Here is a 24,142-nt window from a genome sequence, read left to right as displayed (position 1 = left end):
GAATGGGAGGAGACATCATGGACATCACGAGCGGCCGAAACCAGGGCCAGGACCAGAATCAAGCGATGAACGACGATCCGCTATGGTACAAGGATGCAGTTATCTATCAGCTGCATATCAAGTCGTTCTACGACGCCAATGGCGACGGTATCGGCGACTTTAAGGGGCTGCATGAGAAGCTGGATCACGTCGCTTCGCTCGGCGCCAACACGATCTGGCTGCTGCCGTTCTTTCCGTCGCCGCGTCGTGACGATGGATATGATATTGCCGACTATACCAGCGTCAGCCCGGACTATGGCACGGTGGAAGAATTCAAGGCGTTCGTGGCTGCCGCCCATGCGCGCAATCTGCGTGTGCTGATCGAGCTCGTCATCAACCACACGTCCGACCAGCATCCGTGGTTCCAGCGGGCACGTCATGCGCCTCCCGGTTCGCCGGAGCGCGATTTCTACGTGTGGTCGGATACGGACCAGAAATTCCCGGAAACGCGGATCATCTTTCTCGATACGGAAAAGTCCAACTGGACATGGGATCCGGTTGCCGGCGCCTATTACTGGCACCGCTTCTATTCGCACCAGCCCGACCTTAACTTCGACAACCCAGCCGTTCTGGAAGAGCTGTTCGAAGTCATGCGTTTCTGGGCCGATACGGGCATCGACGGTTTCCGCCTCGACGCCATCCCGTATCTGATCGAGCGCGAAGGCACGATCAACGAGAACCTGCCGGAAACCCACGATATCCTGAAGAAGATCCGCGCGGCGCTCGACAGCACCCATCCCGGCAAGATGCTGCTGGCGGAAGCCAACCAGTGGCCGGAAGATACGCGCGAATATTTCGGCGATGGCGACGAGTGCAACATGGCGTTCCACTTTCCGCTGATGCCGCGCATGTATATGGCGATCGCCAAGGAAGACCGCTTCCCGATCACCGATATCATGCGCCAGACGCCTGAAATCCCGGACAATTGCCAGTGGGCGATCTTCCTGCGCAACCACGACGAGCTGACGCTTGAGATGGTGACCGACGAAGAGCGCGATTACCTCTGGAACATCTATGCCGCCGACCGGCGCGCCCGCATCAATCTCGGCATTCGTCGCCGTCTTGCGCCGCTGATGGAGCGCGACCGCCGCAGGATCGAGCTGATGAACGGCCTGCTGCTGTCCATGCCCGGAACGCCCGTCATCTACTACGGTGACGAAATCGGCATGGGCGACAACATCTATTTGGGCGACCGCGACGGCGTTCGCACGCCGATGCAGTGGTCTCCGGACCGCAATGGCGGTTTCTCCAAGGCCGATCCGGCGCGCCTCGTGCTGCCGCCGGTCATGGATCCTCAGTACGGCTATGAGGCGGTGAATGTCGAAGCGCAGGGCGCCGACGCACATTCGCTGCTGAACTGGATGCGCCGGATGCTTGCGCTGCGCAACAAGCATGCCGCATTCGGCCGCGGCACGCAGCGTTTCCTGACGCCCGGAAACCGCAAGATCCTTGCCTATCTTCGCGAATACGAGGGTGAGACGATCCTGTGCGTCGCCAACCTTTCACGCCTGCCGCAGGCGGTGGAACTGGATTTGTCGCAGTTTGCCGGCTGGGTGCCGATCGAGATGTCCGGCATGTCGCCGTTCCCGCCGATCGGTCAGCTGACCTATCTGCTGACGCTGCCGCCCTACGGCTTCTTCTGGTTCCAGCTGGTGGAAACTTCCGACGGCCCCGTCTGGCGCAAGGAGCCACCGGAGCAGATGCAGGACATGGTGACCATGGTCGTTCGCCGTGACCTGCAGGAGCTCGGCGAAGACTCGCCGCTGTCGAAGTTGTTTGCCAAGGATATCCTGCCGCCATACCTCTCGAAACGCCGCTGGTTCGGCTCCAAGGGCTCGATCCTCAATTCGGCGCGGCTTGCCAACGTGACGCCGATCGCATTTGCCAACAACATCCTGCTTGGCGAGCTAGAGGTCGATGTTGCCGGCAAGTTGGATACCTATCTCCTGCCGCTCGCCATCGCCTGGGATGAAGCCCAGCCTTCGGCGCTTGCCCAGCAGCTGGCGCTTGCGCGCATCCGTCAGGGTCGCCGTGTCGGCTTCCTGACCGACGGCTTTGCGATGGAAGGGCTGGCGCGCGGCGTGATCCGCGGACTGTCCGAACGGGCCGTGATCTCGGGCGTTTCAGGCGCCCTTGAATTCGTCGGCACCGACACTCTCGACCAGCTCAACTTCAACGACGACATGCCTGTGACCTGGCTTTCGGCCGAACAGTCGAACAGCTCGCTGATCATCGGTGATCTCGCCATGGTAAAGCTGATCCGTCACATCTTCCCGGGTATCCACCCGGAGGTGGAGATGACGCGATATCTCACCAATGTCGGCTACCAGAATACGGGACAGTTGCTCGGCGAAGTCGCCCGCACCTCGCCGGAGGGCAACCGCTACACGATGATCATCGTGCAGCGCGCGATCCGCAATCAGGGTGATGCCTGGAACTGGATGCTCGGCAACCTGCGCCGCGCAATCGACGAGATCGTGGTGACCGGGCTCGAGGGCGAAGGTATCGACGAGCACTTCAAGCCGCTCGTCAATCTTTCGGCCACCATCGGAACACGGCTTGGTGAGCTGCATGTCGCACTGGCCCAGCCGACCGATGACGAGGCATTCAGCCCGATCTGGGCTGGCGATGCCGATATCTCGAGATGGCGCGCGGGCGTAACGGCTCAGATCGACCAGAGCCTGACCATGCTCGAACTGAACAGCGAGGGACTGGAAGGTCGCGCCGCAGAAGACGCACGCATGATCCTCAGCCGTCGCGAAGACCTGTTCGGCCTTGTCGAGACGCTGTCCGGCTTTGCCATTTCGACGCTGATGACCCGTACCCACGGCGACTTCCACCTCGGCCAGATCCTGGTGGCAGAAGGCGACGCCTATATCATCGACTTCGAGGGCGAACCAGCCCGCGATCTCGAGGAACGTCGTGCAAAGTCCAACCCGCTGCGCGATGTGGCCGGCCTCTTGCGGTCGCTGAGCTATCTCGCAGCCTCGGCCGATCTCGATCGGGAGGTCGTCAGCGAAGTGGACGACGCCCGTCATCCGGAGCTCGTCAGCCGCTTCATCGACAAGGCGGAACCGGCATTCCTGCAGGCCTATTTCGATGCTGTGGAAAAGTCCGACTCGCTCAACATCCCGCACGAGAAGCGGTCGAAAATACTTGACCTCTTCCTGCTGGAAAAGGCCGCTTACGAAATCGCCTACGAAGTTCGCAGCCGGCCACAGTGGCTGCCACTGCCGCTGGCAGGTTTTGCGACCATTGCTGCGCGACTTCTCGACACCGACAGCAATTCCACCCCTGATGCACCCAAGGGAGAGACAGAGTGATGCGATACGAGCGCACAGACCTCATCATCGGAACCGTTGAGGAGGGCCTCCAGGCCCTCGTCGACGGCCGTCATGGCGATCCCTTTTCCATTCTCGGCCGCCATCAGTACGGCGACCTCACCGTGGTGCGGGTGCTGCTTCCCGGGGCGCTTTCGGTTGAGGTCGTCGAGCGCGATACGGCCAAGGTCGTCGCGGAGCTGGACAGCATCCACCCCGGCGGTCTGTTTGCCGGCGTGACCAATTCGACTGCGCCCTATTTCCTGCGCATCGAATGGCCGGAAGCGATCCAGGAAACCGAGGATTCCTATTCCTTTCCGCCACTGCTCGGCGATCTCGATCTGCACCTGATCGGCCAGGGCACCCATTACGATCTCGGCCGTACGCTCGGCGCAATCCCGATGGAAGTGGATGGGGTTTCCGGCGTGCGTTTTGCCGTCTGGGCACCGAACGCCACCCGTCTCTCGGTCGTGGGCGACTTCAACGCCTGGGACGGTCGCCGGCATCCGATGCGGCTTCGGCCACAGGCCGGCGTCTGGGAACTGTTTGTTCCTCGGCTGACCCATGGCGAGCGCTACAAGTTCGAAATTCTCGACGCTCACGGCAATATGCTGGCGCAGAAGGCCGACCCGATCGCACGGGCCTCGGAAGCAGCACCGTCGACCGCCTCCGTCATCGCCTCGTCCAAGCCGTTCCGCTGGACCGATGGCGACTGGATGGCGGCACAGGCCAAGGACCGTGCCCGCGAAGGCGCGATGTCGGTCTATGAGGTGCATCTCGGTTCCTGGGTTCGGATTGCCGAAGAGGGCAACCGCACGCTCGACTGGGTGGAACTCAGCCAGCGCCTCGTGCCCTACGTCAAGAAGCTCGGCTTTACCCATATCGAAATGCTGCCGATCATGGAGCATCCGTTCGGCGGATCATGGGGCTACCAGCCGCTCGGTCTGTTTGCGCCGACCGGCCGTTACGGCACGCCCGAAGACTTCGCCTATTTCATCGATCGCTGCCACGCCGCCGGGATTGGCGTCATCCTCGACTGGGTGCCGGCGCACTTCCCGACCGACGTCTGGGGTCTGGCGCAGTTCGACGGAACGGCGCTCTACGAGCATGCCGATCCGCGCGAAGGGTTCCACAAGGACTGGAACACGCTGATCTACAATCTCGGCCGCAACGAGGTGAAGGGTTTTCTTATCGCGTCTGCGCTGGAGTGGCTTGACCATTTCCATATCGATGCGCTGCGTGTCGATGCCGTCGCCTCCATGCTCTACCGCGACTACAGCCGCGACCAGGGCGAGTGGATCCCCAACAAGTTCGGTGGCCGGGAAAATCTCGAGTCCGTCGAGTTCTTCAAGCACCTGAACAGCATCATCCATGAGCGCTGCCCGCATGCCTTCACGGTGGCCGAGGAATCGACCGCCTGGCCGGGTGTGACCGAAAGCGTCGAGCAGGGTGGACTGGGCTTCGACTTCAAGTGGAACATGGGCTGGATGCACGACACGCTCCACTACATGGAGGAAGATCCGGTCTATCGAAAATACCAGCATGGAAGCCTGACCTTCGGCATGGTCTATGCCTATTCCGAACGCTTCATGCTGCCGCTGTCCCATGACGAAGTGGTGCACGGCAAGGGTTCGCTGTTTGGCAAGATGCCGGGCGACCACTGGCAGAAGATGGCCAATCTCCGCGCCTATTACGGTTTCATGTGGGGCCATCCCGGCAAGAAGCTGATGTTCATGGGTGGCGAAGTCGCTCAGGTGACCGAGTGGAACCACGACGCGTCCGTTGTCTGGGATCTGCTGGACAGCCCCGATCATGCGGGCATGCAGCGCTTGATCGCCGATCTCAATGCGCTCTATTCGGCCGAGCCGGCGCTTCAGTATGGCGATCTCCATCCTGAAGGCTTCGAATGGGCCGTGTCCGACGATGCGGAAAACTCCGTTACCGCGATGCTGCGCCTGTCGCAGGATCGGCAGTCGGCAATCATCGTCGCTTCCAACATGACGCCTGTGCCGCGGCATGGCTACCGGATCGGCGTGCCGTTCGAGGGACGCTGGGAAGTGGTGCTGAATACCGATGCCGCGATCTACGGCGGCACCAATTTTGGCCAGACCGAAGCCTGGACGGAAAACCAGTCGGCGCATGGCAAGACGGCATCCATCGCTCTCGACATTCCGCCACTTGCGACGGTGTATTTGCGGTGGCGGGGTTAAGTCCCCGGCATCGCCCGGATTGAGCGCTTCCGAGAGATGAAACGGCTGACGGGACCTAGTCCCGCCAGCCGTCTCGATAGACGACCTTGTCCACGCCGGCAAACCGCCCCACCCGCTGCAGCTCGGCGTCGAGCTTGTCCAGCCTGCCCGCGGATGCCCGGACGCCCTTTTCCAGCCACAGCCGCTTGACATCAAGCACACCCGTTTTGCGCTCCGCCTTCATGTCGATGCGACCGATCATGCGGTCGCCTTCCAGAAGCGGAAAGACGTAATAGCCGTATTGCCGCTTCGGCTCGGGCACAAAGACCTCGATGCGGTAGAAGAAATCGAACAGCCGAACCGCCCGGTCACGGTTGCGCAGGAGTGGATCGAAGGGGCTGAGCACCCTCACCCGTGCCGGCGGTTCGGGAATATCGCCGAGGTTTTCGGGAAAGCCTGCAAAGGCAAAGGAAGCGCGCGGCCGGCTTCCGTCGGCGGTTTCGATCAGGACTTCGACGAGTTCGTCGCGATGGGCTTTCACCCAGTCCCGCGCCTCTTCCGGCGTGACGATATCCCAGAAGGCGGCGAGTTCGCCCGATGTGGCAAAGCCAAGCTTTTCCATCGCGCTGCGGCAGGCCCAATCGATGAAGTCCTCGTGGCTGACATCCGGTTCGTGATGGTGGACGGCAATGACGCGCTCGGTCAGATCGTAGATCTTCTGGAAATTCACCCGGCCTGCAATCGAAAGCTTGCCGGTGTGCCAGTAATATTCGAGCGCCGTCTTGTTCGGGTGCCAGTTCCACCAGCCGCCGGACTTGTGATCCTCCATCTTCATGTCGCGTGACATGATCGCGCCGTTTTCCGAGATGTGCCGGAACGTCTCCTCGAAGGCGGAATCGAAACTTTCGCCATGCCATTTGCGCCAGCGGTCGGCCAGGATCGGTTCGCGGCGGCGGAAGCGATGCTTCCAGTAGCGGAACAGACGCGCCGGAATGATCGAGGCGTCGTGTGTCCAGTGCTCGAACAGCTCGCCGTCTTTTTCCAAGAGCGACGTCAGATGTTCGCGCCGATAGGTCTGGTTGCGCGAAAACAGGATCATGTGATGGGCGCGCTCGACGGTGGCGATACTATCCACCTGCACGAAGCCCAGATCGTCGATCAGTTGCAGAAGACCGGCCTTGTTGAGCGCACGGGTCGGCGGTGCGGAAAGCTGCTGCCGTTCGATGAAAATCCGTCTTGCCCGGGCATTGTCGATCAGAATCGCCATGGCAACGAGACTAGGGCGACAGTGGACCGGATGCAATGTTCACTTTTCATTCCGCCTTCCCGCTCTGCTCCCGCCGCGATATAGACCGTTCAGCAACCGAGGACCGGCATTGGACATCCATTTCGACAAGGCCGAAGCCCGCTTCGACGGGCGTGTCACGCTGCATCCGCTGACGGTGCGGCTGACCGAGCGCCGCATCGGCGTGATCGGCCTCAACGGCTCCGGCAAGACGACGTTTGCGCGGATGATCAATGGGCTGGTTTCTCCCGCGAGCGGCAATGTTGTGGTCAACGGCTTCGATACCAAGGCCGACACCGACCGCGCCCGCAGACAAGTGGGTTTCATCTTCCAGAACCCGCAGAACCAGATCATCCTGCCGATCCTGAAGGAAGACATCGCGCTCGGCCTGATGTCGCGCAAGCTTTCGAAAGCCGAAATCGAGGCCCGAACGACGGCGATCCTTTCGCGCTTCGGCATCGGACATCTTGCCGACCGTCGCTCGCACGAGCTTTCCGGCGGCGAATTGCAGCTTGCGGCCTTTGCCTCGGTTCTGGTGACGGAACCGGACATTTTGATCATGGACGAGCCGACCAACCAGCTGGACCTGAAGAACCGCAACCTGGTGGCTCGAACGATCAACGAGCTCACCGAAAACGTCATCGTGCTCACCCACGATCTCGATCTCATCGCGGGTTTCGAGCGGGTTCTGTTGTTTGACAACGGCCGGCTTGCCGGCGACGGAAACGCTGCCGAGATCATCGCCCGTTACCGCGAGCTTGCCGCATGAAGACGCTTTACGTGGTCGGCAGTGGCTTTCTGCACCGGCTTTCGGCCCGGGCGAAGCTTGTGCTGCTGGCTGCCGCAAGCCTTGCTCTGTTCCTCATCCAGTCGCCGCTAGTGCTTGGCGTCGGTGCGGTCGCCAGCTGCCTGCTTTTCGCTTCGCTGCGAATCGGATGGCGGCAAACATGGCTGCGGCTGCGGGTTCTTTTCCTCACCATCGCAGCCGTTGCGCTGTTCACGCTGGTTTTCAACAGCCCTGTCGAGGCCGTCAGCGTGTTTTTCCGGCTCTCGGCGCTGGCGCTTCTTGCGTCCGCGGTGACGGCCACGACTACTACCGGCGATTTTATTACGGAAGTGACATTTGCGGCTTTGCCGCTGGAAAAGCTCGGGCTTGTAAAAGCTGCGGATATCGGCCTGTCGATCGGCCTTGTCCTTCGCTTCATTCCAGAAATCCTGCTGCGCCATCAGGCCATCCGCGATGCCCATATCGCGCGAGGGTTGCGCCCTCGAACCCTCTCCATCATCGTCCCGCTGATCATCCTCACATTGAAGAATGCCGACGAGATTGCCAGCGCAATTGACGCCCGGGCAATCCGTGCGCAGAAGTGATACAGATTCAGTCGTCAAGGAATAGCTATTTGCCTACTCGTGATCTCGTTCTGGCCGCCCTGTTTGCCGCTATTATCATCGTGCTGGGACTGGTGCCGCCGGTCATGCTCGGTTTCATTCCCGTCCCCATCACGGCGCAATCGCTCGGCGTGATGCTGGCCGGCGTCGTGCTCGGCGCCAAGCGCGGCACGATCGCGGTCCTCCTGGTCCTGGTGCTTGCAGCGATCGGTCTGCCGGTTCTGTCAGGCGGCCGCGGCGGCCTTGCCGTCTTCATGGCGCCGACGACCGGTTATCTGATCGGCTGGGTGTTTGCAGCCATGGTAACCGGATATCTGTCGCAGATCATGGTGGGTCGCGACCAGGCGGGGCTGGTGCAGGGCGTGAACTTCTTTATCGCAGCCCTGATGGGCGGCGTGATCGTGCTTTACGGGATCGGCATCACCTATCTGGCGCTGATCACCGGCATGGGCTTCGTCAAAGCGTTTCTCGGCTCGCTCGCTTTCATTCCGGGCGACGTCCTGAAGGCTGTGATTGCGGCGCTCGCCGGTCGGGCCGTGATGGCAGGCTATCCGTTGCTGCCGCAGCGAGCGTGAGCAGTCAGTCGAGGAACTGATACAGCCAGTCGCGCAGGTCTTCGGGCAGCGCGGCCGGCGTCCGGGTTTCCGGATCGCATGCGGACCAGACGATTTCGGCTTCGGCCACCTCATCGCTGCCGCGCGTGAAGCGGACGATAAAGCCTGCGGACTTGCCGCCGATCTTGCTCACTCCGACATGGGTATGGACGAGATCGCCGAGCTTCAGCGGCATGTGATAGGTGCAGGAGATCTTGCCGACCGCAAAGAACGGGTCATCCGTTGCCGGCTTGCGGCGGTGCCAGAATTCCGTGACCGCCTGTTCCGCAAGGCCGATATAGGCAGCGCGAAACATTTCGCCGTTAAGATCCACATCGCGATAGGCAACGCGAAAATCATGGGTCTTGCCGATATCCTTCGCCATTCCTGCCCGCACTCCAAAAAACGCCTAATGCGCCTACTTCACGGCAAATCCGGTGAAGAGCAAGGGGTATGCGCTTGAAAACATCGCCGTTCTGCGCCATGTCCGAGCTCAACATACCTCACGAGGCCGCCCAATGACCACGCGCCTTTACGAAAACTCCATATTTCTCGAGCATGCGACGCCGGAAGGCCATCCTGAACGGGCAGACCGGCTGCGTTCGCTCAACATCGCGCTCGAACACCCCAATTTCGACAAGCTCGACCGCAAACAGGCACCACAGGCCAACGAAGACACGGTGCTTCTGGCGCATCCGGAAGAACACCTGCGTTGGGTGATGCGCAAGATCCCCGAGGAAGACACGATCCTGCAGATCGAGGCCGATACGCATGTGGGGCCGAAGAGCCTGCAGGCGGCGCTGACCGGCATCGGCGGCGCGATCGCGGCCGTCGACGACGTGATGACCGGCAAGGTGGACAACGCATTCGTTGCCTCGCGTCCGCCGGGACATCACGCGGAAAAGACCAAGGCGATGGGCTTTTGCCTGTTCAACAACATCGCCATCGCCGCCCGCCATGCGCAGCAGACCTATGGCGTCGAACGTGTCGCGATCGTCGACTGGGACGTGCATCACGGCAACGGCACGCAGGACATCTTCTGGGACGATCCGTCCGTTTTGTTTTGCTCGACGCACCAGATGCCGCTTTATCCCGGCACAGGCGCCAGAGACGAGACGGGCACGAAGAACACGATCGTCAACGCGCCGCTTTCGGCCAATGACGGCAGCGACCATTTTCGCGATGCCTTCAAGAGCCGCGTCCTGCCGGCGCTCGAAAACTTCCGCCCGGATCTTGTGCTGATCTCGGCAGGCTTCGATGCGCATCACCGCGATCCGCTGGCGCAGATCAATCTGGTCGGCGACGATTTCGACTGGGCGACCGGCCGGTTGATGGAAATTGCGGGGAAATACGCCGGCAACCGGGTCGTCAGCCTGCTCGAGGGTGGCTATGATCTGGAAGGGCTGGCGGAATCGGCCGGCCTGCATATCTGCAGACTGATGAGAGGATGAAGGACATGACCGAAGCCCCAGGCGAGCCGAACGCTCCGATCGACGTCACTGGTTATTCCTTCGAAAAGGCCGTTGCCGAGCTGGAAAGCATCGTAGCGCGGTTGGAACGCGGCGACGTGGCGCTTGACGAATCCATCGCCATCTACGAGCGCGGCGAAGCGCTGAAGAAGCATTGCGAAAAGCTGCTCAACGCTGCCGAAAGCCGGATCGAAAAGATCCGCCTCGACCGCAGCGGCAAGCCGCAGGGCGTGGAGCCGCTCGACGGCGAGTGAGGCCTTCACTCGCATGAAGCCCTGAGTTGCATCTCGACTGAAATTCCGACCTGCGCTATAGTCTCCCCATGGACAAGGACCAGGTCATCGCCAAGCTTCGGGAGCACGAGGCCGAACTGCGCGCCGCAGGCGCGGAGCAGATGTCGATATTTGGCTCGGTAGCGCGTGGCGAGGCGACGGACGAGTCAGATCTTGATGTTCTGGTGACGTTTTCAGAGCCGGTCATACAGTCTGGCTGGGGGTATTTTACGGCCGTCGAAGAGCTACGTGCCCTGATCGTTGGCATTACTGGTGTAAGGAGCGTTGACATAGTTCCCGAACCGTTGCGCCGGAAACGTTTCAGCCGGAGCGTGGAGAGGGATAGGGCGATTGCCTACTAAGCGTCCTCTGATCCGTTTCCGAGACATTGTCGAGAACGGTCAATCCATTCTCGAATATACACACGGTATGGATTTCGACGCGTACTCTGTCAGCAAGATTACACGGGATGCGTCTGAGCGATGTCTAGCACGAATTTCCGAAGCCTCTTTCAAGCTTGGCTCGACGGCAGAAGAAATCTTTCCAAGCCACAACTGGGGCGCCATCAGGGGTTTTGGAAACATGCTCCGGCATGAATACGATGATATTCTTGATGAAACCACTTGGGCAATTGTCACACGGCACCTCCCGCCCCTCCTTTTCGAACTCGAAACCTTCCTCGCGCGCTACCCTGAAGATCAGGAAACGCTGTAGGAAGGCCGACATCATTCTTCCCGGGCATCGATCCCATCCGGATGATGCATCTGCCTGCGATGCGGTTGAAACGCTGATCATGCCTTGGTCCTCCGACATCGTACCTGATGACGACCAGGAGTTCGTGCCGTTGGCGACAACCTCCCTTCCCCGAGTCCCTCCCCTTGCCCGTCAGCTGAAATCGATTAAAACCGCGGCAAGGTTGTCTCCGTGGACAACTTGAAAAAGCCGGTTTCATCCTCATGTTGGGGTGATAGTTGCTTTTGAGAACAAAAGAAGAGAAAGCCAGCCTCCGTGACACCCCTGCCCGAGACGCCGCTGCTCGACACCGTCAAGCTTCCCGCCGACCTTCGCAAGATCGATGACCGCGACCTGCCGAAGCTTGCCCGCGAATTGCGTGACGAGATGATCGACGCCGTCTCCAGGACCGGCGGACATCTGGGTGCCGGCCTCGGCGTCACGGAACTGACGATCGCCATCCACAAGGTGTTCAACACGCCGGACGATCGGCTGATCTTCGATGTGGGCCACCAGTGCTACCCGCACAAGATCCTCACCGGTCGCCGCGACCGCATCCGCACCCTGCGCCAGGAAGACGGTCTCTCGGGCTTCACCCGCCGCGCGGAAAGCGAATACGATCCCTTCGGGGCAGCGCATTCCTCGACCTCGATTTCAGCCGGCCTCGGCATGGCAGTGGGTTCGGATCTCGCCGGTTCGAAGCGCAACGTGATTGCCGTGATCGGTGACGGCGCGATGTCGGCCGGCATGGCCTATGAAGCGATGAACAATGCGGGTGCGCTCGACGCGCGGCTGATCGTCATCCTCAACGACAACGACATGTCGATCGCGCCGCCGACCGGCGCCATGAGCGCCTATCTCGCCCGCCTTGCTTCCGGCCGCACCTATATGGGCATGCGCGAAGTGGGCAAGAAGCTGACCGGCTATCTCGGCAAGAATATCGACCGGGCGATTACCCGTGCCGTCGAACACGCCCGCGGTTATGTGACCGGCGGCACGATGTTCGAGGAGATGGGTTTCTATCACATCGGCCCGATCGACGGTCATTCGTTCGAGCATCTTCTGCCGGTGCTGCGCAATGTGCGCGACAATGCCAAGGGCCCGGTTCTGATCCATGTCGTCACGCAAAAGGGCAAGGGTTATCCGCCCGCCGAAGCTGCGGCCGACAAGTATCACGGCGTCAACAAGTTCGACGTCATCACCGGCGCGCAGGCCAAGGCCAAGCCAAATGCGCCGTCCTATACCAGCGTGTTCGGCGACGCCCTCGTTCAGGAAGCCGGTTTTGACGACAAGATTGTCGGCGTGACTGCCGCGATGCCGAACGGCACGGGGCTGGACAAGCTGCAGCTTGCCTTCCCCAACCGCACATTCGATGTGGGCATTGCCGAACAGCATGCCGTTACCTTTGCGGCAGGCCTTGCGACGGAAGGCTTCAAGCCGTTCTGCGCGCTCTATTCCACCTTCCTGCAGCGCGGTTACGACCAGGTTGTCCACGACGTGGCGATCCAGGGTCTGCCGGTGCGCTTCCCGATCGACCGCGCCGGTTTCGTCGGCGCTGACGGGCCGACCCATGCCGGTTCGTTCGACACGACCTTTCTTGCCACGCTCCCCGGTATGGTGGTCATGGCCGCCAGCGACGAGGCTGAACTGAAGCATATGGTGCGCACTGCCGCAGCCTATGACGAAGGCCCGATCTCGTTCCGCTATCCGCGCGGCGAAGGCGTCGGCATCGAGCTGCCGGAACGCGGCCAGATCCTGGAAATCGGCAAGGGCCGCGTCGTCAAGCAGGGCGCGAAAGTGGCGCTTCTGTCGTTCGGCACGCGCCTCAAGGACTGTCTGCTGGCGTCCGAAGATCTCGATGCCGCCGGTCTTTCGACGACGGTTGCAGACGCTCGCTTCGCCAAGCCGCTGGACCACGACCTCATCCGCCAGCTTGCCCGCCATCACGAAGTGCTTGTCACCATCGAGGAAGGCGCCGTCGGCGGCTTCGGCAGCCATGTGCTGCAATTCCTCAGCACGGAAGGTTTGCTCGACCACGGTGTGAAAGTTCGCTCGCTGGTGCTGCCCGATGTCTGGATGGAACAGGCAAGCCCCGACGTGATGTACGCCAAAGCCGGCCTCGACCGCGCCGGCATCGTCAAGACGGTGTTCAATGCGCTGGGCAAGACCCAGGTTGGTGTTGGCGCTGCGGGGTAAAGGCCTCAGCCTCGCTCTCCTTGCTCGTCCGTCTCGTGACTCAGATGTCGTGCTAGCACTCGGCACGGCGAGATGAAGATGTTCGTCCGGGCGAGTTTGTTCGCTACTCCCCCGCCGTCAGAAACAGCACGTGGAGGTCCTTCTCCGGGGTGAAATCCTCGGCGGTCATCTCGAAGGTTGTTGGGCCGGTTTTCTTGATGTTGTCGGCGCAGAGGCTGACGTAATCCTTGGGGTTGCCCTTGTCGATTGTCAGGCGGAATTTGCCGATGGGGCCGGACCAGTTGGCGCCGGTGGTGAGCACGTAAGATAGCCATTGCTCGGCATAATGCGGGCCGCCCTTGGTGGCTGCGATTTGAAGCTTTGCGGCTGTCTTCATGACGCTGTCGTCGATGCAGTAGCGTTCGACGTAGCGGGCGTACTCATAGGCCGGCTTGCCGTTTTCGATGAAGGTCATGGCCACCGTGCCGCCGACGCTGGGCTTGTAGCGGTGGCTGACCTTGACCGGCTTTTGCGCGGGGAACGTCGTCTTCCACCAATAGGCGGAGCGGAGCGTCCATGCCGGCGTGATGTCCTCCTGCCAGCCTTTTCCGGCATCGTAGCGATCGATCCGGATCAGGCCCTTGGCAAGAAAGTCGGCCTTCACGTCAACGGGCAGGGTCTTGAGGGCCTCGGTGGTTCTGTCGCTATAGGGGAGAAGCGGTACCTTGTGGGCGACGAGGTCTTCGGTGCGGTCAATGCCGGTGGCAATGATGCGTTGCTGGAGCTGCGGCTTGATCTCGCGGCCGTCCTGCAGGACCGTGAAGCCGAGGAAGTTGTCGGCTTCCGGGTCGCCATAGGCTATGTCGCTCTGGGCGCCGCCAGTTATGTCCGGCATCGGGAAGGCGATGACGCTTTCGACATCCTTGTCGGTGTCGTTCCTGAAGATGTAGTCGACCCGGACTTCCTCTCGTGAGAGGTGAAGATGCTCTTCGGCCATCGTGATATCGGCGGTCTGGACATAGACGAGGCCGCCGGTCGTCAGTTCCACCGTCGTATCATTGGCGAAAAGCGGCGGTGCAGCCAAAAGCAGGCCGGCCGTCAGCGTGGCCCCGAAAGCGATTGTCCAGCGTCTCATTCATTCCCCTCCCGGTTGGCGCGCCAACAATAGGCAGAAGACGCGAACTATAAAAGACCGGCTGAGGCTTGTCCGGCAGGTCGAAACGCGATTTTGTCTTGCGTGCGGGGCTCGCCCGCGTCATGGGAAGGCATGTCAGACATTCAACAAAGACTTGACCAGCTTCTGGTCACCCTCAACCTCGTCGACAGCCGCTCACGCGCGCGCGACGCGATTGCCCGCGGCACCGTCAAGGTCGACGGTCGCATCATTACCAAGTCCGGACAGATCGTGTCCTCGACAGCGCAGATCGAGATGGACGATCCCGCGAGCGCCTATGTGTCGCGCGCGGCGCTGAAGCTGGTTGCCGCACTCGATCACTTCAAGCTCGATCCGACCGGTTGCGAATGTCTCGATGTGGGCGCCTCGACAGGCGGCTTTACCGAAATCCTGCTCGCCCGCGGCGCAGCACATGTGACGGCACTCGATGTCGGCCATGCGCAGATGCATCCGCGGATTGCCGATGATCCACGCGTCAGCAATATCGAGGGGGTCAACGCCCGCTATCTCGAGGCTGACGATATCGACGACCGGCCGATCGATTTCGTCGTTTCGGACGTGTCCTTCATCTCAATCAAGCTGGCCCTGCCGCCGGCGCTGGAACTGGCGCTGCCGGGCAGCTATTGCGCGCTGCTGGTCAAGCCGCAGTTCGAGGCCGGCCGCGACGCGATCGGCAAGCGGGGCCTTTTGAAGGAACCGGACACGGCGCCGGCGGTGGCAGCAGAACTGGAACGCTGGCTGGTGGAAGACATGGGCTGGGAAAGCCTTGGCCTGATCCCCTCGCCGATTGCCGGCGGTGATGGCAACGAAGAGTTTCTTCTGGCAGGACGGAAGCCGGAATGAGCACGGTTCACGTCACCATCAACCGTCTCGGCGCACAGGGCGACGGTGTCGCCAATGGCGAGGACGGGCCGGTCTATGTTCCCTATGCTCTTCCGGGCGAAACGCTGGCGATCGCCCGCAATGGCGACCACGGCACGGTCATGTCAACGGGCAACCTTTCGCCGGACCGGATCGAACCGGTCTGTCGCCACTTCGGACCCGATGGCGATGCCTGTGGCGGCTGTTCGCTGCAGCATCTCGCCAAGGCGCCGTATAATGACTTCAAGCGCCAGCTCGTCATCGACGCGCTGAAATCCAAGGGCCTGACGCCCGACGTCAAGGAGACGGTCGAGTGTCATCCGGGCGAGCGGCGGCGCACGGTGTTTTCCGCGCGCAAGACGGAGAAGGAGCTTCTGCTGGGCTACAACCGGGCAGAAACGAACCATATCATCTCCATCGTCGAATGTCCGATCGCCGCGCCCGGCATCGTGGCGCGGCTTGATGCGATCCGCGCGATCGGCATGGCGCTCGCAACCGGCTCGGAGACGTTCCGCATCTCGGTGCTGGAAAGCCTCTCCGGTCTCGATATCGCCGCCGAAGGATTGAAGCCGCTCTCGGACAAGCAGCGCCGCAAGGTGACCGAGACGGTTCTGGCGCTGAAGGGCATCGCCCGTGTTTCGGCCAATGGCGAAATCGTGCTGGAGCCGCAAAAGCCGGTGATCGATTTCGGTGGCGTCAAAGTTTCTCCTCCGCCCGGTAGCTTCACGCAGGCGACGAAAGAGGCAGAGGAAGCCATGGCGACGCTGGTGCATGGCCATATGGGCAAGGCCAAGCGGGTGCTGGACCTGTTTGCCGGCTCGGGCACATTTGCGCTGCGACTGGCGAGAACGGCACGCGTGCACGCGGTGGAAAGCGACGACAAGGCACTGAAGGCGCTGGACCATGCGGCCCGCAACAGCCAGGGGCTGAAGCCCGTCAGCATCGAGAAGCGCGATCTCTTCCGCCGGCCGCTGATCCCGATGGACCTGAAGCACTTCGATGCCGTCGTCTTTGACCCGCCGCGGGCGGGTGCCGAAGTGCAGGTCAAGGAACTGGCGCGGTCGAACATCAAGACGATTGCTGCGGTCAGCTGCAATCCGCTGACACTGGCACGGGATCTGAGGATCCTTGTCGATGCCGGGTACCGGATCGTCTCCGTGACCCCGGTTGACCAGTTTCTCTGGTCGCCGCATGTCGAGGCCGTCGCGCTGCTCAGCAAAGTTTGACGCTAGTCTTGACAGAACGCAATTCGGTTGTGCAACCTTGGTTTACAACCTAGCCATAGAGGCGTAGCTTTCCCGTGTCGCATCCAAGGCGGCAAATGACTTGCCGCCAGTGCGATCTCCAAGGGGGGAAAGCATGGCACAGATCGCAATGCATGGGCATGGCGTGCGCGGCATGAAGCCGGAAACGCTGCATTCTTTCGACGGCATCGGTGATCCCGGGAAATTCGGGATCATGTTTCCCAATCTCTTACCGTTTTCGGCAAGCGACGATGCGCTTGCCGCCCTGGCCAAGTCTATGGCGGATAAACTGCTCGACGACGGCAATCCGGAACCGGGCAAGGACAACCCGAACATTCCGGCCGGCTACACCTATCTTGGCCAGTTCATCGACCATGATATCACGCTCGACACGACGCCTCTCGACCAGCAGCATGCCGACCCGAAGGCGACCACCAACTTCCGGACACCGGCGCTCGATCTCGATTCTCTCTACGGCGATGGGCCGGGTATCCATCCCTATCTTTACCAACGCGACGTCGAAACGCTGCAAACTTCCGGCAAACTGTTGATCGGACGGGCAGCGGCGTCATCGGATCAGCAAGGCGCTGCGATCCCCGATCTTCCCAACGACCTTCCGCGCAACCAGGAGGGCCACGCGCTCATCTTCGACGAACGCAACGATGAGAACCTGCTGGTGGCACAGACGCATCTGCTGATGCTGAAGTTTCACAACAAGGTGTTCGACAAGGTCGCATCGGAAAGGCCTGACCTCAAGGGCACCGCGCTCTTCAAAGAGGCTCGGCGGATCGTCACCTGGCACTACCAGTGGATTGTGCTGTTCGATTTCGTCGAACGTCTGACCGAGCCCGGCTTGATCCAGAAGATCAAGAAGGAGGGCCGGCGGTTCTACCGGTTCAAGCAGCGGCCCTATATGCCCGCCGAATTCGGCGCCGCGTGCTACCGGCTCGGCCATTCGATGGTGCGGGAAAGCTATAGCCACAACCGGGTGTTCAACCCTACAGCCGATAGTCTTGCGAACGCGACGCTCGACCTCCTGTTCCTGTTCACCGGAAAGTCCGGGAACATTACCGGCGAGCTCGCCAACGACCCGGGCGTCGGGTTTGCCGCGCTCCCGTCGAACTGGGTCGTCGACTGGCGGCGGTTCTACGATCTGGATACGCCCGAAGGCGAGAAGGAGACCAATTTCGCCATCAACCACAGCCGGCGATTGGACCCGTTCATCACACCCGCCCTGCACACCCTGCCCGGCGGACCTGGTGATGGCTCGGTTGCATCGCGGGAATTTGACCTTGCCTTCCGCAACCTGCGTCGCGGCGTACAGATCGGACTTCCCTCCGGGCAAGCAATCTGTCGCGCCATGGGTCTTCAGCCACTGACGCCCGAGCAGATTGCCACGGGTCCGGACGGCAAGGCGGCCAAGCAGCACAAGATGCTCGAGGAAACACCTCTGTGGTATTACGTTCTCAAGGAAGCGGAGGTCTTCAACAAGGGAAGACGGCTCGGGCCGATGGCATCCACCATCATCGCCGAGACATTCCTCGGCATGGTGCATGGCGACCACGAGTCGTTCCTGTGGCTGCGCTCCGACTGGAAGCCGGAACTGCCGAGCGACACGCCCGGCCACTTTACCATGGCCGATCTCGTCAAGTTCGTCGGTGACGTCAATCCTCTCGGTGCGGCTGTGCCGCAACCCGCAGAAGAGAAGGTCGACGGCTGACGGGTGGAGGACATGCTCTAGTCGTCGAGGTCGAGCCTGCCGGTGCCTGTGACGCCGGAGCAGCGGCAGGTACCGCCGACCCGACCTTCATCGGCCCGGCAGACATAGGGACGGTCGCGGTCGTCGCTCTGGCGCGGCTGCACCACGCAGACATAGCGCTGCCGGCGTCGGTCGCGCCGGTCCGTCTGCTCGGAAAGACTTTGCTGGCTCTGTATCAGGGTGATCGGCGCGTTCGCTGCATTGGCGGACGCGGCAAATGCCGGCCCAGCAGCGGCGGGCAGGCAGGAGAGGCCAAGAGTTGCAAGAGAAAGCAGGCCGGTCAGGGCTGTACGCATGATGTCCTCCTCGTTTGAGGAGTATCTAGCCACGCTTGCCTTGCGAATGAAGGCGCAGCGCGGCGTGGATGGAACTTTGATGCAACTCAGCGTTAACGCCGCATGAAGGCCTCGAAAGCGGCGCGAGCTTCGGCGCTTTTCAACCGGGCAGAGAAATGCGTCAGTTCCTCGTCCATCCGGGCGAGCACGTCGTCGCGGGGGCCTCGCACCAGATCGCGGGCGATTTTTAAGGCCTGCGGTGGTTTTGCCGAAAGTTTAGCGGCGAGCGCCAGTGTTTCCGCCTCGACGGCCTGCGGCTCGACCACCTTCCACACAAGGCCGGCCTCGTGGGCGGCATCGGCAGAGAACCCCTCGCCGGCAACCAGCATTGCAAAGGCGCGCTGGTGGCCCATAACCCTTGGCGCAAGAAGGCTGGAGGCTGCTTCGGGCACAAGGGCCAGATCGACGAAGGGTGTTTTGAACAGACTGCGGGACGAGGCGATGGTCAGGTCGCAATGCAGGTTGAGCGTGGTGCCGATACCGATCGCCAGACCATCGACGCCTGATACCATCGGCTTTTCGGCAAGCGCCAGCGCGCGGATAAAGAGGGCTGCGGCCGGCGGTTCATCCGAGCCCGAGACCGCATGCGCCAGAAAATCCGCCATGTCGTTGCCGGCGGAAAAGCAGCCTTCGGTGCCGAGAAAGGCGACCGCGCGGATCGTGTCGTCGCTATTGGCATTTTCAAGCGCCGCCGTCATGCGGTGATACATGGACGAGGTGATCGCGTTCTTCTTTTCCGGCCGGTTGAATCGGATCGTGAGCACGCCCTCGAAATCCGCAGGGCGTTCGATCAGGACGTGGCTGTCTGCTGTTGGGGTGGCGTCGCTCACGGCATTCTCCTCAGGCAAGCACGATGCGTGCAGCTTCCAGGCTCTCGGCACCGGCGATGACGCGGTCCTTCAAGGCTGCGGTCTCCGACAGCATGTTTTCGGCCGCAAACCTGCAGAGCGACACGCGCTTCTCACCCGATCCGTCTTCCGATGCGACAAGCGCGCCCTTGGCGAGATAGGCACCGGTCAGAACGAGGCCGAACAGGCGCTGGTAGGGTGTCGCGCCGGCAAGGGCTTCCGCAACGCGGCCCGAGGCCTGCGCCTCCAGCAGCCAGTCGGTCGACGCCTGGAGGTCGTCGATCGATGCGGTCAGCCGTTCCGCTGTGCTGCCGAAGCCGGGTGCGTTGAGGCTTTCGACCCGCGCTGCAATCTCACGCAGTTCACCGATGAAGGTTCGCACCTGCGCGCCCTTGGAGAGCGGGAGTTTGCGCAGCACGAGATCGATCGCCTGGATGCCGTTGGTGCCCTCGTAGATCGGGGCGATGCGGGCATCGCGGAGATAGCGTGCGGCACCGGTTTCCTCGATATAACCCATGCCGCCATGCACCTGGATGCCGAGCGAGGCTACGTCGACGCCGCAATCGGTGGCGAAGGATTTGGCGATCGGCGTCAGGAGTGCGGCACGCTCGACCCAATGGGTGGCCTGATCGCCTTCGAGGTGATGCGACATGTCGATCGCGTGGGCGCAGGCAAAGCAGATGGCGCGCGACCCTTGCGTCAAAGCCTTCATGGTCAAAAGGGTGCGGATGATATCCGGGTGCTGAATGATCGGGCTCATCTGCGGACCGGTTGACCCGGGCGCCCTGCCCTGGGTTCGGTCAGACGCATAGGCGATTGCCTTCTGGGTCGCGGCTTCCGCGATTGCGACGCCCTGCATGCCGACGGCGAGACGGGCGTTGTTCATCATCGTGAACATGCAGGCGAGGCCCTCATTTTCCTTGCCGATGAGATAGCCGATCGCGCCGGTGCCATCGCCGAACTTGCCGTCGCCATAGATCATCGTGCAGGTGGGCGAACCGTGGATACCGAGCTTGTGCTCGATCGAATGACAGAACACGTCGTTGCGCTCACCGAGCGAGCCATCCTCAGCAACCAGGAATTTCGGCACCAGAAACAGCGAAATACCGCGGGTGCCAGCCGGCGCATCGGGGAGACGGGCGAGGACCAGGTGGATGATATTGTCGGCGGCGTCGTGTTCGCCCCAGGTGATATAGATCTTCTGCCCGAACACGCGGTAGCTGCCATCGGCGTGGCGTTCGGCGCGGCTCTTCAGCGCGCCGACATCGGAGCCCGCGTGCGGCTCCGTCAGGTTCATCGTGCCGGTCCATTCGCCCGAGACCATCTTTTCGAGATAGGTGGCTTTCAACGTGTCGCTGCCATGGGCAACGAGCGCCTCGATCGCACCCATCGTGAGCGTCGGCGCGAGCGCGAAGGCCATCGAGGCGGAATTCCACATTTCCAGCGTCGCGACGTTGAGCATATGCGGCAGTGCCTGACCGCCGAATGCTTCCGGTGCCGTCAGGCCGTTCCAGCCGCCTTCGCGCCAGTGACGATAAAGCTGCGGCCAGCCATCCGGCGTCTTCACCACGCCGTTCTCAAGCCGCGCGCCCTGGCGATCACCGATATCGCCCAGCGGTGCCATTTCGTCGCTGGCAAAGCGACCGGCTTCTGCCAGGATGGCATCGACCAGATCGGGGGAGAGGTCGCCGAAGCGGCCGATTTCCAACGCGTCGGCAAGCCCCGCTACATGGTTCAAGGTGAAGGCAATCTCCTCCACGGGTGCCTTGTACATGTCGCTTCTCCCAAATTGACAATTCTTCCGGGCGCTGCCGCAGGTGCGGCCACCGAACTCCCTCTGGCTTTTTACGTAAGCGTAAACGAGGTTGTCAATCGATCCATCGCGGTTCCGCGGCAGGATACGAGAAAATCCCCGTTGCAACAGGTGTCACACATAGCGCCTAATGAGGGGCGTCATGCTTGCAGGTCTTCAGTCCATGCCTCCGATAAACTCTCCGATTATTCCCGCCACGCCAGGGCTTGTCTGGGCCTATCATTTCCGTCCCGGCGAGGCTGGCACATGCTCAAGGCTTTCGCTGGAGGCGACGCCTTCGGAGCTGGCGATCGACACCGGTTTCCTGTGGCTGCATCTCAACCTTGCAGATCTGCGGGTCGGCGCCTTTCTGGAGAATTTTCCAGGCCTTCCGGCGGCCGCAGCGGTCGCGCTGACCACCCATGACACCCATGCGTCGATCACGCTGGACGAGCAGTCCGTCTATGGCACGCTGATCGATTTCCAGCGGGAGTTCGACAGCGACACGCGCGATATCGGCTGGCTGCATTTCTTCGCCTCCGACAAGGTGATCATCACGACCCGGCTGCAGCCGCTGCGTTCGGTCGACCGGGTGCGGGCCGCGATCGAGAAGAATGCCGGTCGCTACAAAAGGCCGCTCGACCTGTTCGAGACGCTGGTGGCCGAATTCCAGCGCACGATGATCGCGATGGTGATGGAATTTACCGAAGAGCTGAACCTGATCGAGGATTTCGTCTATGACAACGTGCCGCGCGACGAACGCCGGCGGCTTGCTCCCGTGCGACGTATGGTGGTGCGTCTCCACCGGCACCTGCGCACGACCCTTTCGCTGATGCGGCGTGCGGCGGCAGCCGACGATGAGGATATGCCGCCCGGGTTCGACGATATCGCCTCACGGCTGATCGGCCGGCTCGAAGCCGTCGACCACGACGTCTATGCGCTGCAGGAGCGGGCCCGGCTGCTGCACGAGGAAATCGATTCCAAACAGGCATCGGAGACCAACCGGCACCTCTACATCCTCTCGATCATGACCGCCTTCCTGCTGCCGCCATCACTGGTCACCGGCTTCTTCGGCATGAACACGTCGTCGCTGCCGTTTGCCGAGGGACTGCACGGCACGGCCTTCGCGCTGGGTTTCATGGTGCTTTCGGCGGCAATTGCCTGGTGGCTTCTGAAGCGGACGGGAATTTTCTGAAAGAATGGCAAAACGAAATCAGCCCGCCCGGGCATGCCGGACGGGCTGTCTTGTCGTGCACGGTTTCGCCGGATCAGGCGACGGCGTGGAGCTTCGCCTGATCGCCCTGGAGGCGATTGGTCATGAAGTTCGCGTACCATTCCACGAACTGCATGACGCCGCCTTCATGCGCTTGCGAATAGGGACCCGGCTCATAGGCCGGCGACCGGATGCCGAAGGCATTTTCCTCGACGATCTGGCGGTCCTGGTCGTTGGTCATGTTCCAGACGTGGGTCAGTTCCTCGACCGTATAGTCGACGCCTTCAACCGCATCCTTGTTGACGAGCCATGTGGTGGTGACGGCCGTTTCTTCCGGCCCGATCGGAATGACGCGGAAGGAGATCGCGTGGTCGACCAGCATGTGGTTCCAGGTGGTGGGATAGTGGAACATCAGCATGGTGCCGATATGGGAGATCGTCACGTCTTCCGACAGCGCCTTGGCGACCGCTGGCCGGCCGTTCATCGTGTAGCTTTCGGCGTCCTCGATGAGCGGCATGCGGGCCACGCGGTACTGGCCATCCGTCGACATGTTGAACGTGCTCGGCAGGTTTGCCGCCTCGCAACGCTGCCAGTGCTCGGAAATGAACGGATCGTCGCCGGCGCCCTGCACACCAGTCGCCGTCGGCGCTTCGGGATAGGTGCGGCAGAGTTCCGGATGATTGGCGGCGCAGTGGTAGCACTCGCGATTGTTTTCCCAGACGAGCTTCCAGTTGCCCTTTTCGATGATCGTGTTCTTGGCTGCGACCTTCGTTTCGGCCAGCCGATGCGGCGCCATATAGGGCTGGATCGTCGCGCGGACGGGCGCGAAATCGGGCGCCTCGTTGGCAAGGCAGACGAAGATATAGCCAGCGACGGATTCGCAGTGAACAGGCTTCAGGCCGAACTGCTTCTTGTCGAAATCATCGCCCATATGGCGCGCCGACATCAGCGTGCCGTCGTGCTGGTAGGTCCACTGGTGATAGGGACAGACAAGACGGGTCGCAGAACCGCTATCCTTGGTGCAGACGCGGTGACCGCGGTGACGGCAGGTGTTGTGGAAGGCGCGGATTTCGCCTTCGCGGGTGCGCAACACGAGGACCGGATAATCGCCGATCTGCAGCGTCACGTAATTGCCGGCCTTCGGGATTTCGCAATCATGGCCGACGAAAAGCCAGTCGCGATACCAGATCATTTCCAGATCGAGCTTGTAATAGTCCGGATCGATGTAAAAGGGCTGTTCGAGGCTGAAGCCTTCGCGGCGATTGTTGAGCTGCCGCAGAACCTGGCTGTGAATGTCCATCGTGTCTTCCTCGTCAATTCCACTAGCGAAAGACTTGGGGGTTCATGCGGACAGACCTCCTGCCCCCAATCCTACCCCGAACGCCCACCGCGATCGGTCGTCAATCACGTACCCAGACTGGCACCGGATCGGCCGAGGGTTCTCGTCACGCCT

Annotated in this window: 21 protein-coding genes; 14 read left to right on the top strand and 7 right to left on the bottom strand. The window is 61.6% G+C overall.

Going from position 1 to position 24,142, the window contains the following annotated elements; all coding sequences use genetic code 11:
• Positions 1–17: 17 nt before the first annotated feature.
• Both treS and glgB read left to right on the top strand, forming a co-directional pair.
• Positions 18–3,362 (top strand): maltose alpha-D-glucosyltransferase, encoded by a 3,345-nt coding sequence (gene treS, locus G6K99_RS03665; protein WP_174195748.1) that lies wholly within the window; start codon positions 18–20, stop codon positions 3,360–3,362.
• On the top strand, positions 3,362–5,569 hold the full coding sequence (glgB, locus tag G6K99_RS03660) for a 1,4-alpha-glucan branching protein GlgB (protein ID WP_113109597.1): 2,208 nt from the start codon (positions 3,362–3,364) through the stop codon (positions 5,567–5,569). The genes treS and glgB overlap by 1 nt, the downstream gene beginning before the upstream one ends.
• Positions 5,570–5,624: 55 nt before the next feature.
• Here glgB and G6K99_RS03655 read toward each other — a convergent pair whose 3' ends face one another.
• A complete protein-coding gene (locus tag G6K99_RS03655) occupies positions 5,625–6,815 on the bottom strand; it encodes a winged helix-turn-helix domain-containing protein (RefSeq protein ID WP_174195747.1) in 1,191 nt (396 codons plus the stop codon).
• 109 nt (positions 6,816–6,924) lie between these two features.
• Between G6K99_RS03655 and G6K99_RS03650 the strand changes: the two genes are divergently transcribed.
• Genes G6K99_RS03650 through G6K99_RS03640 form a run of 3 tightly spaced genes read left to right on the top strand, consistent with a single transcriptional unit; the run spans position 6,925 to position 8,797 of the window.
• On the top strand, positions 6,925–7,602 hold the full coding sequence (locus tag G6K99_RS03650; RefSeq protein WP_244631350.1) for an energy-coupling factor ABC transporter ATP-binding protein: 678 nt from the start codon (positions 6,925–6,927) through the stop codon (positions 7,600–7,602).
• Positions 7,599–8,204, top strand: coding sequence for a CbiQ family ECF transporter T component (locus tag G6K99_RS03645; RefSeq protein WP_174195745.1), 606 nt, complete (start codon positions 7,599–7,601; stop codon positions 8,202–8,204). Before G6K99_RS03650 ends, G6K99_RS03645 begins: the two co-directional genes overlap by 4 nt.
• Positions 8,205–8,233: 29 nt before the next feature.
• Positions 8,234–8,797: a biotin transporter BioY gene (locus G6K99_RS03640; protein ID WP_062453649.1), complete on the top strand. Its 564-nt coding sequence runs from the start codon at positions 8,234–8,236 to the stop codon at positions 8,795–8,797.
• A gap of 4 nt (positions 8,798–8,801) precedes the next feature.
• Here the strand turns inward: G6K99_RS03640 and G6K99_RS03635 are convergent, their stop codons facing one another.
• Positions 8,802–9,200 carry a thioesterase family protein gene (locus tag G6K99_RS03635; RefSeq protein WP_062453650.1) on the bottom strand — a complete coding sequence of 133 codons (399 nt, stop codon included), beginning with the start codon at positions 9,198–9,200 and terminating at the stop codon, positions 8,802–8,804.
• A gap of 133 nt (positions 9,201–9,333) precedes the next feature.
• Here G6K99_RS03635 and G6K99_RS03630 point away from each other — a divergent pair, with 133 nt between their 5' ends.
• From G6K99_RS03630 to dxs, 5 genes are all read left to right on the top strand, one after another.
• Positions 9,334–10,266: a histone deacetylase family protein gene (locus G6K99_RS03630; protein WP_062579411.1), complete on the top strand. Its 933-nt coding sequence runs from the start codon at positions 9,334–9,336 to the stop codon at positions 10,264–10,266.
• A 5-nt stretch (positions 10,267–10,271) separates the two neighbouring features.
• Complete coding sequence (locus G6K99_RS03625) at positions 10,272–10,538, top strand: exodeoxyribonuclease VII small subunit (RefSeq protein WP_062454826.1); 267 nt, start codon at positions 10,272–10,274, stop codon at positions 10,536–10,538.
• Between the two features lie 68 nt (positions 10,539–10,606).
• Positions 10,607–10,918: a nucleotidyltransferase family protein gene (locus G6K99_RS03620; RefSeq protein ID WP_062453652.1), complete on the top strand. Its 312-nt coding sequence runs from the start codon at positions 10,607–10,609 to the stop codon at positions 10,916–10,918.
• 67 nt (positions 10,919–10,985) lie between these two features.
• Positions 10,986–11,270, top strand: coding sequence for a DUF86 domain-containing protein (locus G6K99_RS03615; protein WP_062453653.1), 285 nt, complete (start codon positions 10,986–10,988; stop codon positions 11,268–11,270).
• 294 nt (positions 11,271–11,564) lie between these two features.
• Complete coding sequence (dxs, locus tag G6K99_RS03610; protein WP_174195744.1) at positions 11,565–13,484, top strand: 1-deoxy-D-xylulose-5-phosphate synthase; 1,920 nt, start codon at positions 11,565–11,567, stop codon at positions 13,482–13,484.
• 103 nt (positions 13,485–13,587) lie between these two features.
• Here the strand turns inward: dxs and G6K99_RS03605 are convergent, their stop codons facing one another.
• A complete protein-coding gene (locus tag G6K99_RS03605; protein WP_174195743.1) occupies positions 13,588–14,598 on the bottom strand; it encodes a DUF4424 domain-containing protein in 1,011 nt (336 codons plus the stop codon).
• A 132-nt stretch (positions 14,599–14,730) separates the two neighbouring features.
• On the opposite strand from G6K99_RS03605, the gene G6K99_RS03600 reads away from it, so the two are divergent.
• The 3 genes from G6K99_RS03600 to G6K99_RS03590 all read left to right on the top strand — a co-directional run bounded on the left by G6K99_RS03600 (position 14,731) and on the right by G6K99_RS03590 (position 18,462).
• The gene (locus G6K99_RS03600; protein ID WP_174195742.1) at positions 14,731–15,480 is read left to right on the top strand and encodes a TlyA family RNA methyltransferase; all 750 of its coding nucleotides are present in this window, start codon (positions 14,731–14,733) and stop codon (positions 15,478–15,480) included.
• Positions 15,477–16,724 (top strand): class I SAM-dependent RNA methyltransferase, encoded by a 1,248-nt coding sequence (locus G6K99_RS03595; protein WP_092661441.1) that lies wholly within the window; start codon positions 15,477–15,479, stop codon positions 16,722–16,724. Before G6K99_RS03600 ends, G6K99_RS03595 begins: the two co-directional genes overlap by 4 nt.
• Positions 16,725–16,857: 133 nt before the next feature.
• A complete protein-coding gene (locus tag G6K99_RS03590; protein ID WP_174195741.1) occupies positions 16,858–18,462 on the top strand; it encodes a heme peroxidase family protein in 1,605 nt (534 codons plus the stop codon).
• Positions 18,463–18,479: 17 nt separating this feature from the next.
• Here the strand turns inward: G6K99_RS03590 and G6K99_RS03585 are convergent, their stop codons facing one another.
• The 3 genes from G6K99_RS03585 to G6K99_RS03575 all read right to left on the bottom strand — a co-directional run bounded on the left by G6K99_RS03585 (position 18,480) and on the right by G6K99_RS03575 (position 21,458).
• Positions 18,480–18,797 carry a hypothetical protein gene (locus G6K99_RS03585; protein WP_062453659.1) on the bottom strand — a complete coding sequence of 106 codons (318 nt, stop codon included), beginning with the start codon at positions 18,795–18,797 and terminating at the stop codon, positions 18,480–18,482.
• Between the two features lie 92 nt (positions 18,798–18,889).
• Positions 18,890–19,666, bottom strand: a complete 777-nt coding sequence (locus G6K99_RS03580) for a crotonase/enoyl-CoA hydratase family protein (protein ID WP_174195740.1) — start codon at positions 19,664–19,666, stop codon at positions 18,890–18,892.
• Between the two features lie 10 nt (positions 19,667–19,676).
• Complete coding sequence (locus G6K99_RS03575; RefSeq protein ID WP_174195739.1) at positions 19,677–21,458, bottom strand: acyl-CoA dehydrogenase; 1,782 nt, start codon at positions 21,456–21,458, stop codon at positions 19,677–19,679.
• A gap of 181 nt (positions 21,459–21,639) precedes the next feature.
• Between G6K99_RS03575 and G6K99_RS03570 the strand changes: the two genes are divergently transcribed.
• Entirely contained in the window at positions 21,640–22,671 is a 1,032-nt protein-coding gene (locus tag G6K99_RS03570) for a transporter (protein ID WP_244631349.1), read from the top strand.
• Positions 22,672–22,744: 73 nt separating this feature from the next.
• Here the strand turns inward: G6K99_RS03570 and G6K99_RS03565 are convergent, their stop codons facing one another.
• On the bottom strand, positions 22,745–23,989 hold the full coding sequence (locus tag G6K99_RS03565; RefSeq protein WP_174195738.1) for an SRPBCC family protein: 1,245 nt from the start codon (positions 23,987–23,989) through the stop codon (positions 22,745–22,747).
• Between the last annotated feature and the right edge of the window lie 153 nt (positions 23,990–24,142).

Origin of the sequence: Neorhizobium sp. AL 9.2.2 (genome assembly GCF_013317225.1) — a bacterium.
GTDB lineage: Bacteria > Pseudomonadota > Alphaproteobacteria > Rhizobiales > Rhizobiaceae > Neorhizobium > Neorhizobium soli.
This window is presented reverse-complemented; position numbering and strand designations above follow the sequence as displayed.

Bases quoted from the DNA above. Each gene is read 5' to 3' on its own strand.
- G6K99_RS03630 (WP_062579411.1), top strand. From the start codon at position 9,334: ATGACCACGCGCCTTTACGAAAACTCCATATTTCTCGAGCATGCGACG.
- glgB (WP_113109597.1), top strand. From the start codon at position 3,362: ATGCGATACGAGCGCACAGACCTCATCATCGGAACCGTTGAGGAGGGC.
- G6K99_RS03575 (WP_174195739.1), bottom strand. From the start codon at position 21,458: ATGTACAAGGCACCCGTGGAGGAGATTGCCTTCACCTTGAACCATGTA.
- G6K99_RS03635 (WP_062453650.1), bottom strand. From the start codon at position 9,200: ATGGCGAAGGATATCGGCAAGACCCATGATTTTCGCGTTGCCTATCGC.
- G6K99_RS03565 (WP_174195738.1), bottom strand. From the start codon at position 23,989: ATGGACATTCACAGCCAGGTTCTGCGGCAGCTCAACAATCGCCGCGAA.
- G6K99_RS03615 (WP_062453653.1), top strand. From the start codon at position 10,986: ATGGATTTCGACGCGTACTCTGTCAGCAAGATTACACGGGATGCGTCT.
- G6K99_RS03590 (WP_174195741.1), top strand. From the start codon at position 16,858: ATGGCACAGATCGCAATGCATGGGCATGGCGTGCGCGGCATGAAGCCG.
- G6K99_RS03655 (WP_174195747.1), bottom strand. From the start codon at position 6,815: ATGGCGATTCTGATCGACAATGCCCGGGCAAGACGGATTTTCATCGAA.
- G6K99_RS03600 (WP_174195742.1), top strand. From the start codon at position 14,731: ATGTCAGACATTCAACAAAGACTTGACCAGCTTCTGGTCACCCTCAAC.
- treS (WP_174195748.1), top strand. From the start codon at position 18: ATGGACATCACGAGCGGCCGAAACCAGGGCCAGGACCAGAATCAAGCG.
- G6K99_RS03570 (WP_244631349.1), top strand. From the start codon at position 21,640: ATGCTTGCAGGTCTTCAGTCCATGCCTCCGATAAACTCTCCGATTATT.
- G6K99_RS03595 (WP_092661441.1), top strand. From the start codon at position 15,477: ATGAGCACGGTTCACGTCACCATCAACCGTCTCGGCGCACAGGGCGAC.
- G6K99_RS03585 (WP_062453659.1), bottom strand. From the start codon at position 18,797: ATGCGTACAGCCCTGACCGGCCTGCTTTCTCTTGCAACTCTTGGCCTC.
- G6K99_RS03620 (WP_062453652.1), top strand. From the start codon at position 10,607: ATGGACAAGGACCAGGTCATCGCCAAGCTTCGGGAGCACGAGGCCGAA.
- G6K99_RS03625 (WP_062454826.1), top strand. From the start codon at position 10,272: ATGACCGAAGCCCCAGGCGAGCCGAACGCTCCGATCGACGTCACTGGT.
- G6K99_RS03605 (WP_174195743.1), bottom strand. From the start codon at position 14,598: ATGAGACGCTGGACAATCGCTTTCGGGGCCACGCTGACGGCCGGCCTG.
- G6K99_RS03645 (WP_174195745.1), top strand. From the start codon at position 7,599: ATGAAGACGCTTTACGTGGTCGGCAGTGGCTTTCTGCACCGGCTTTCG.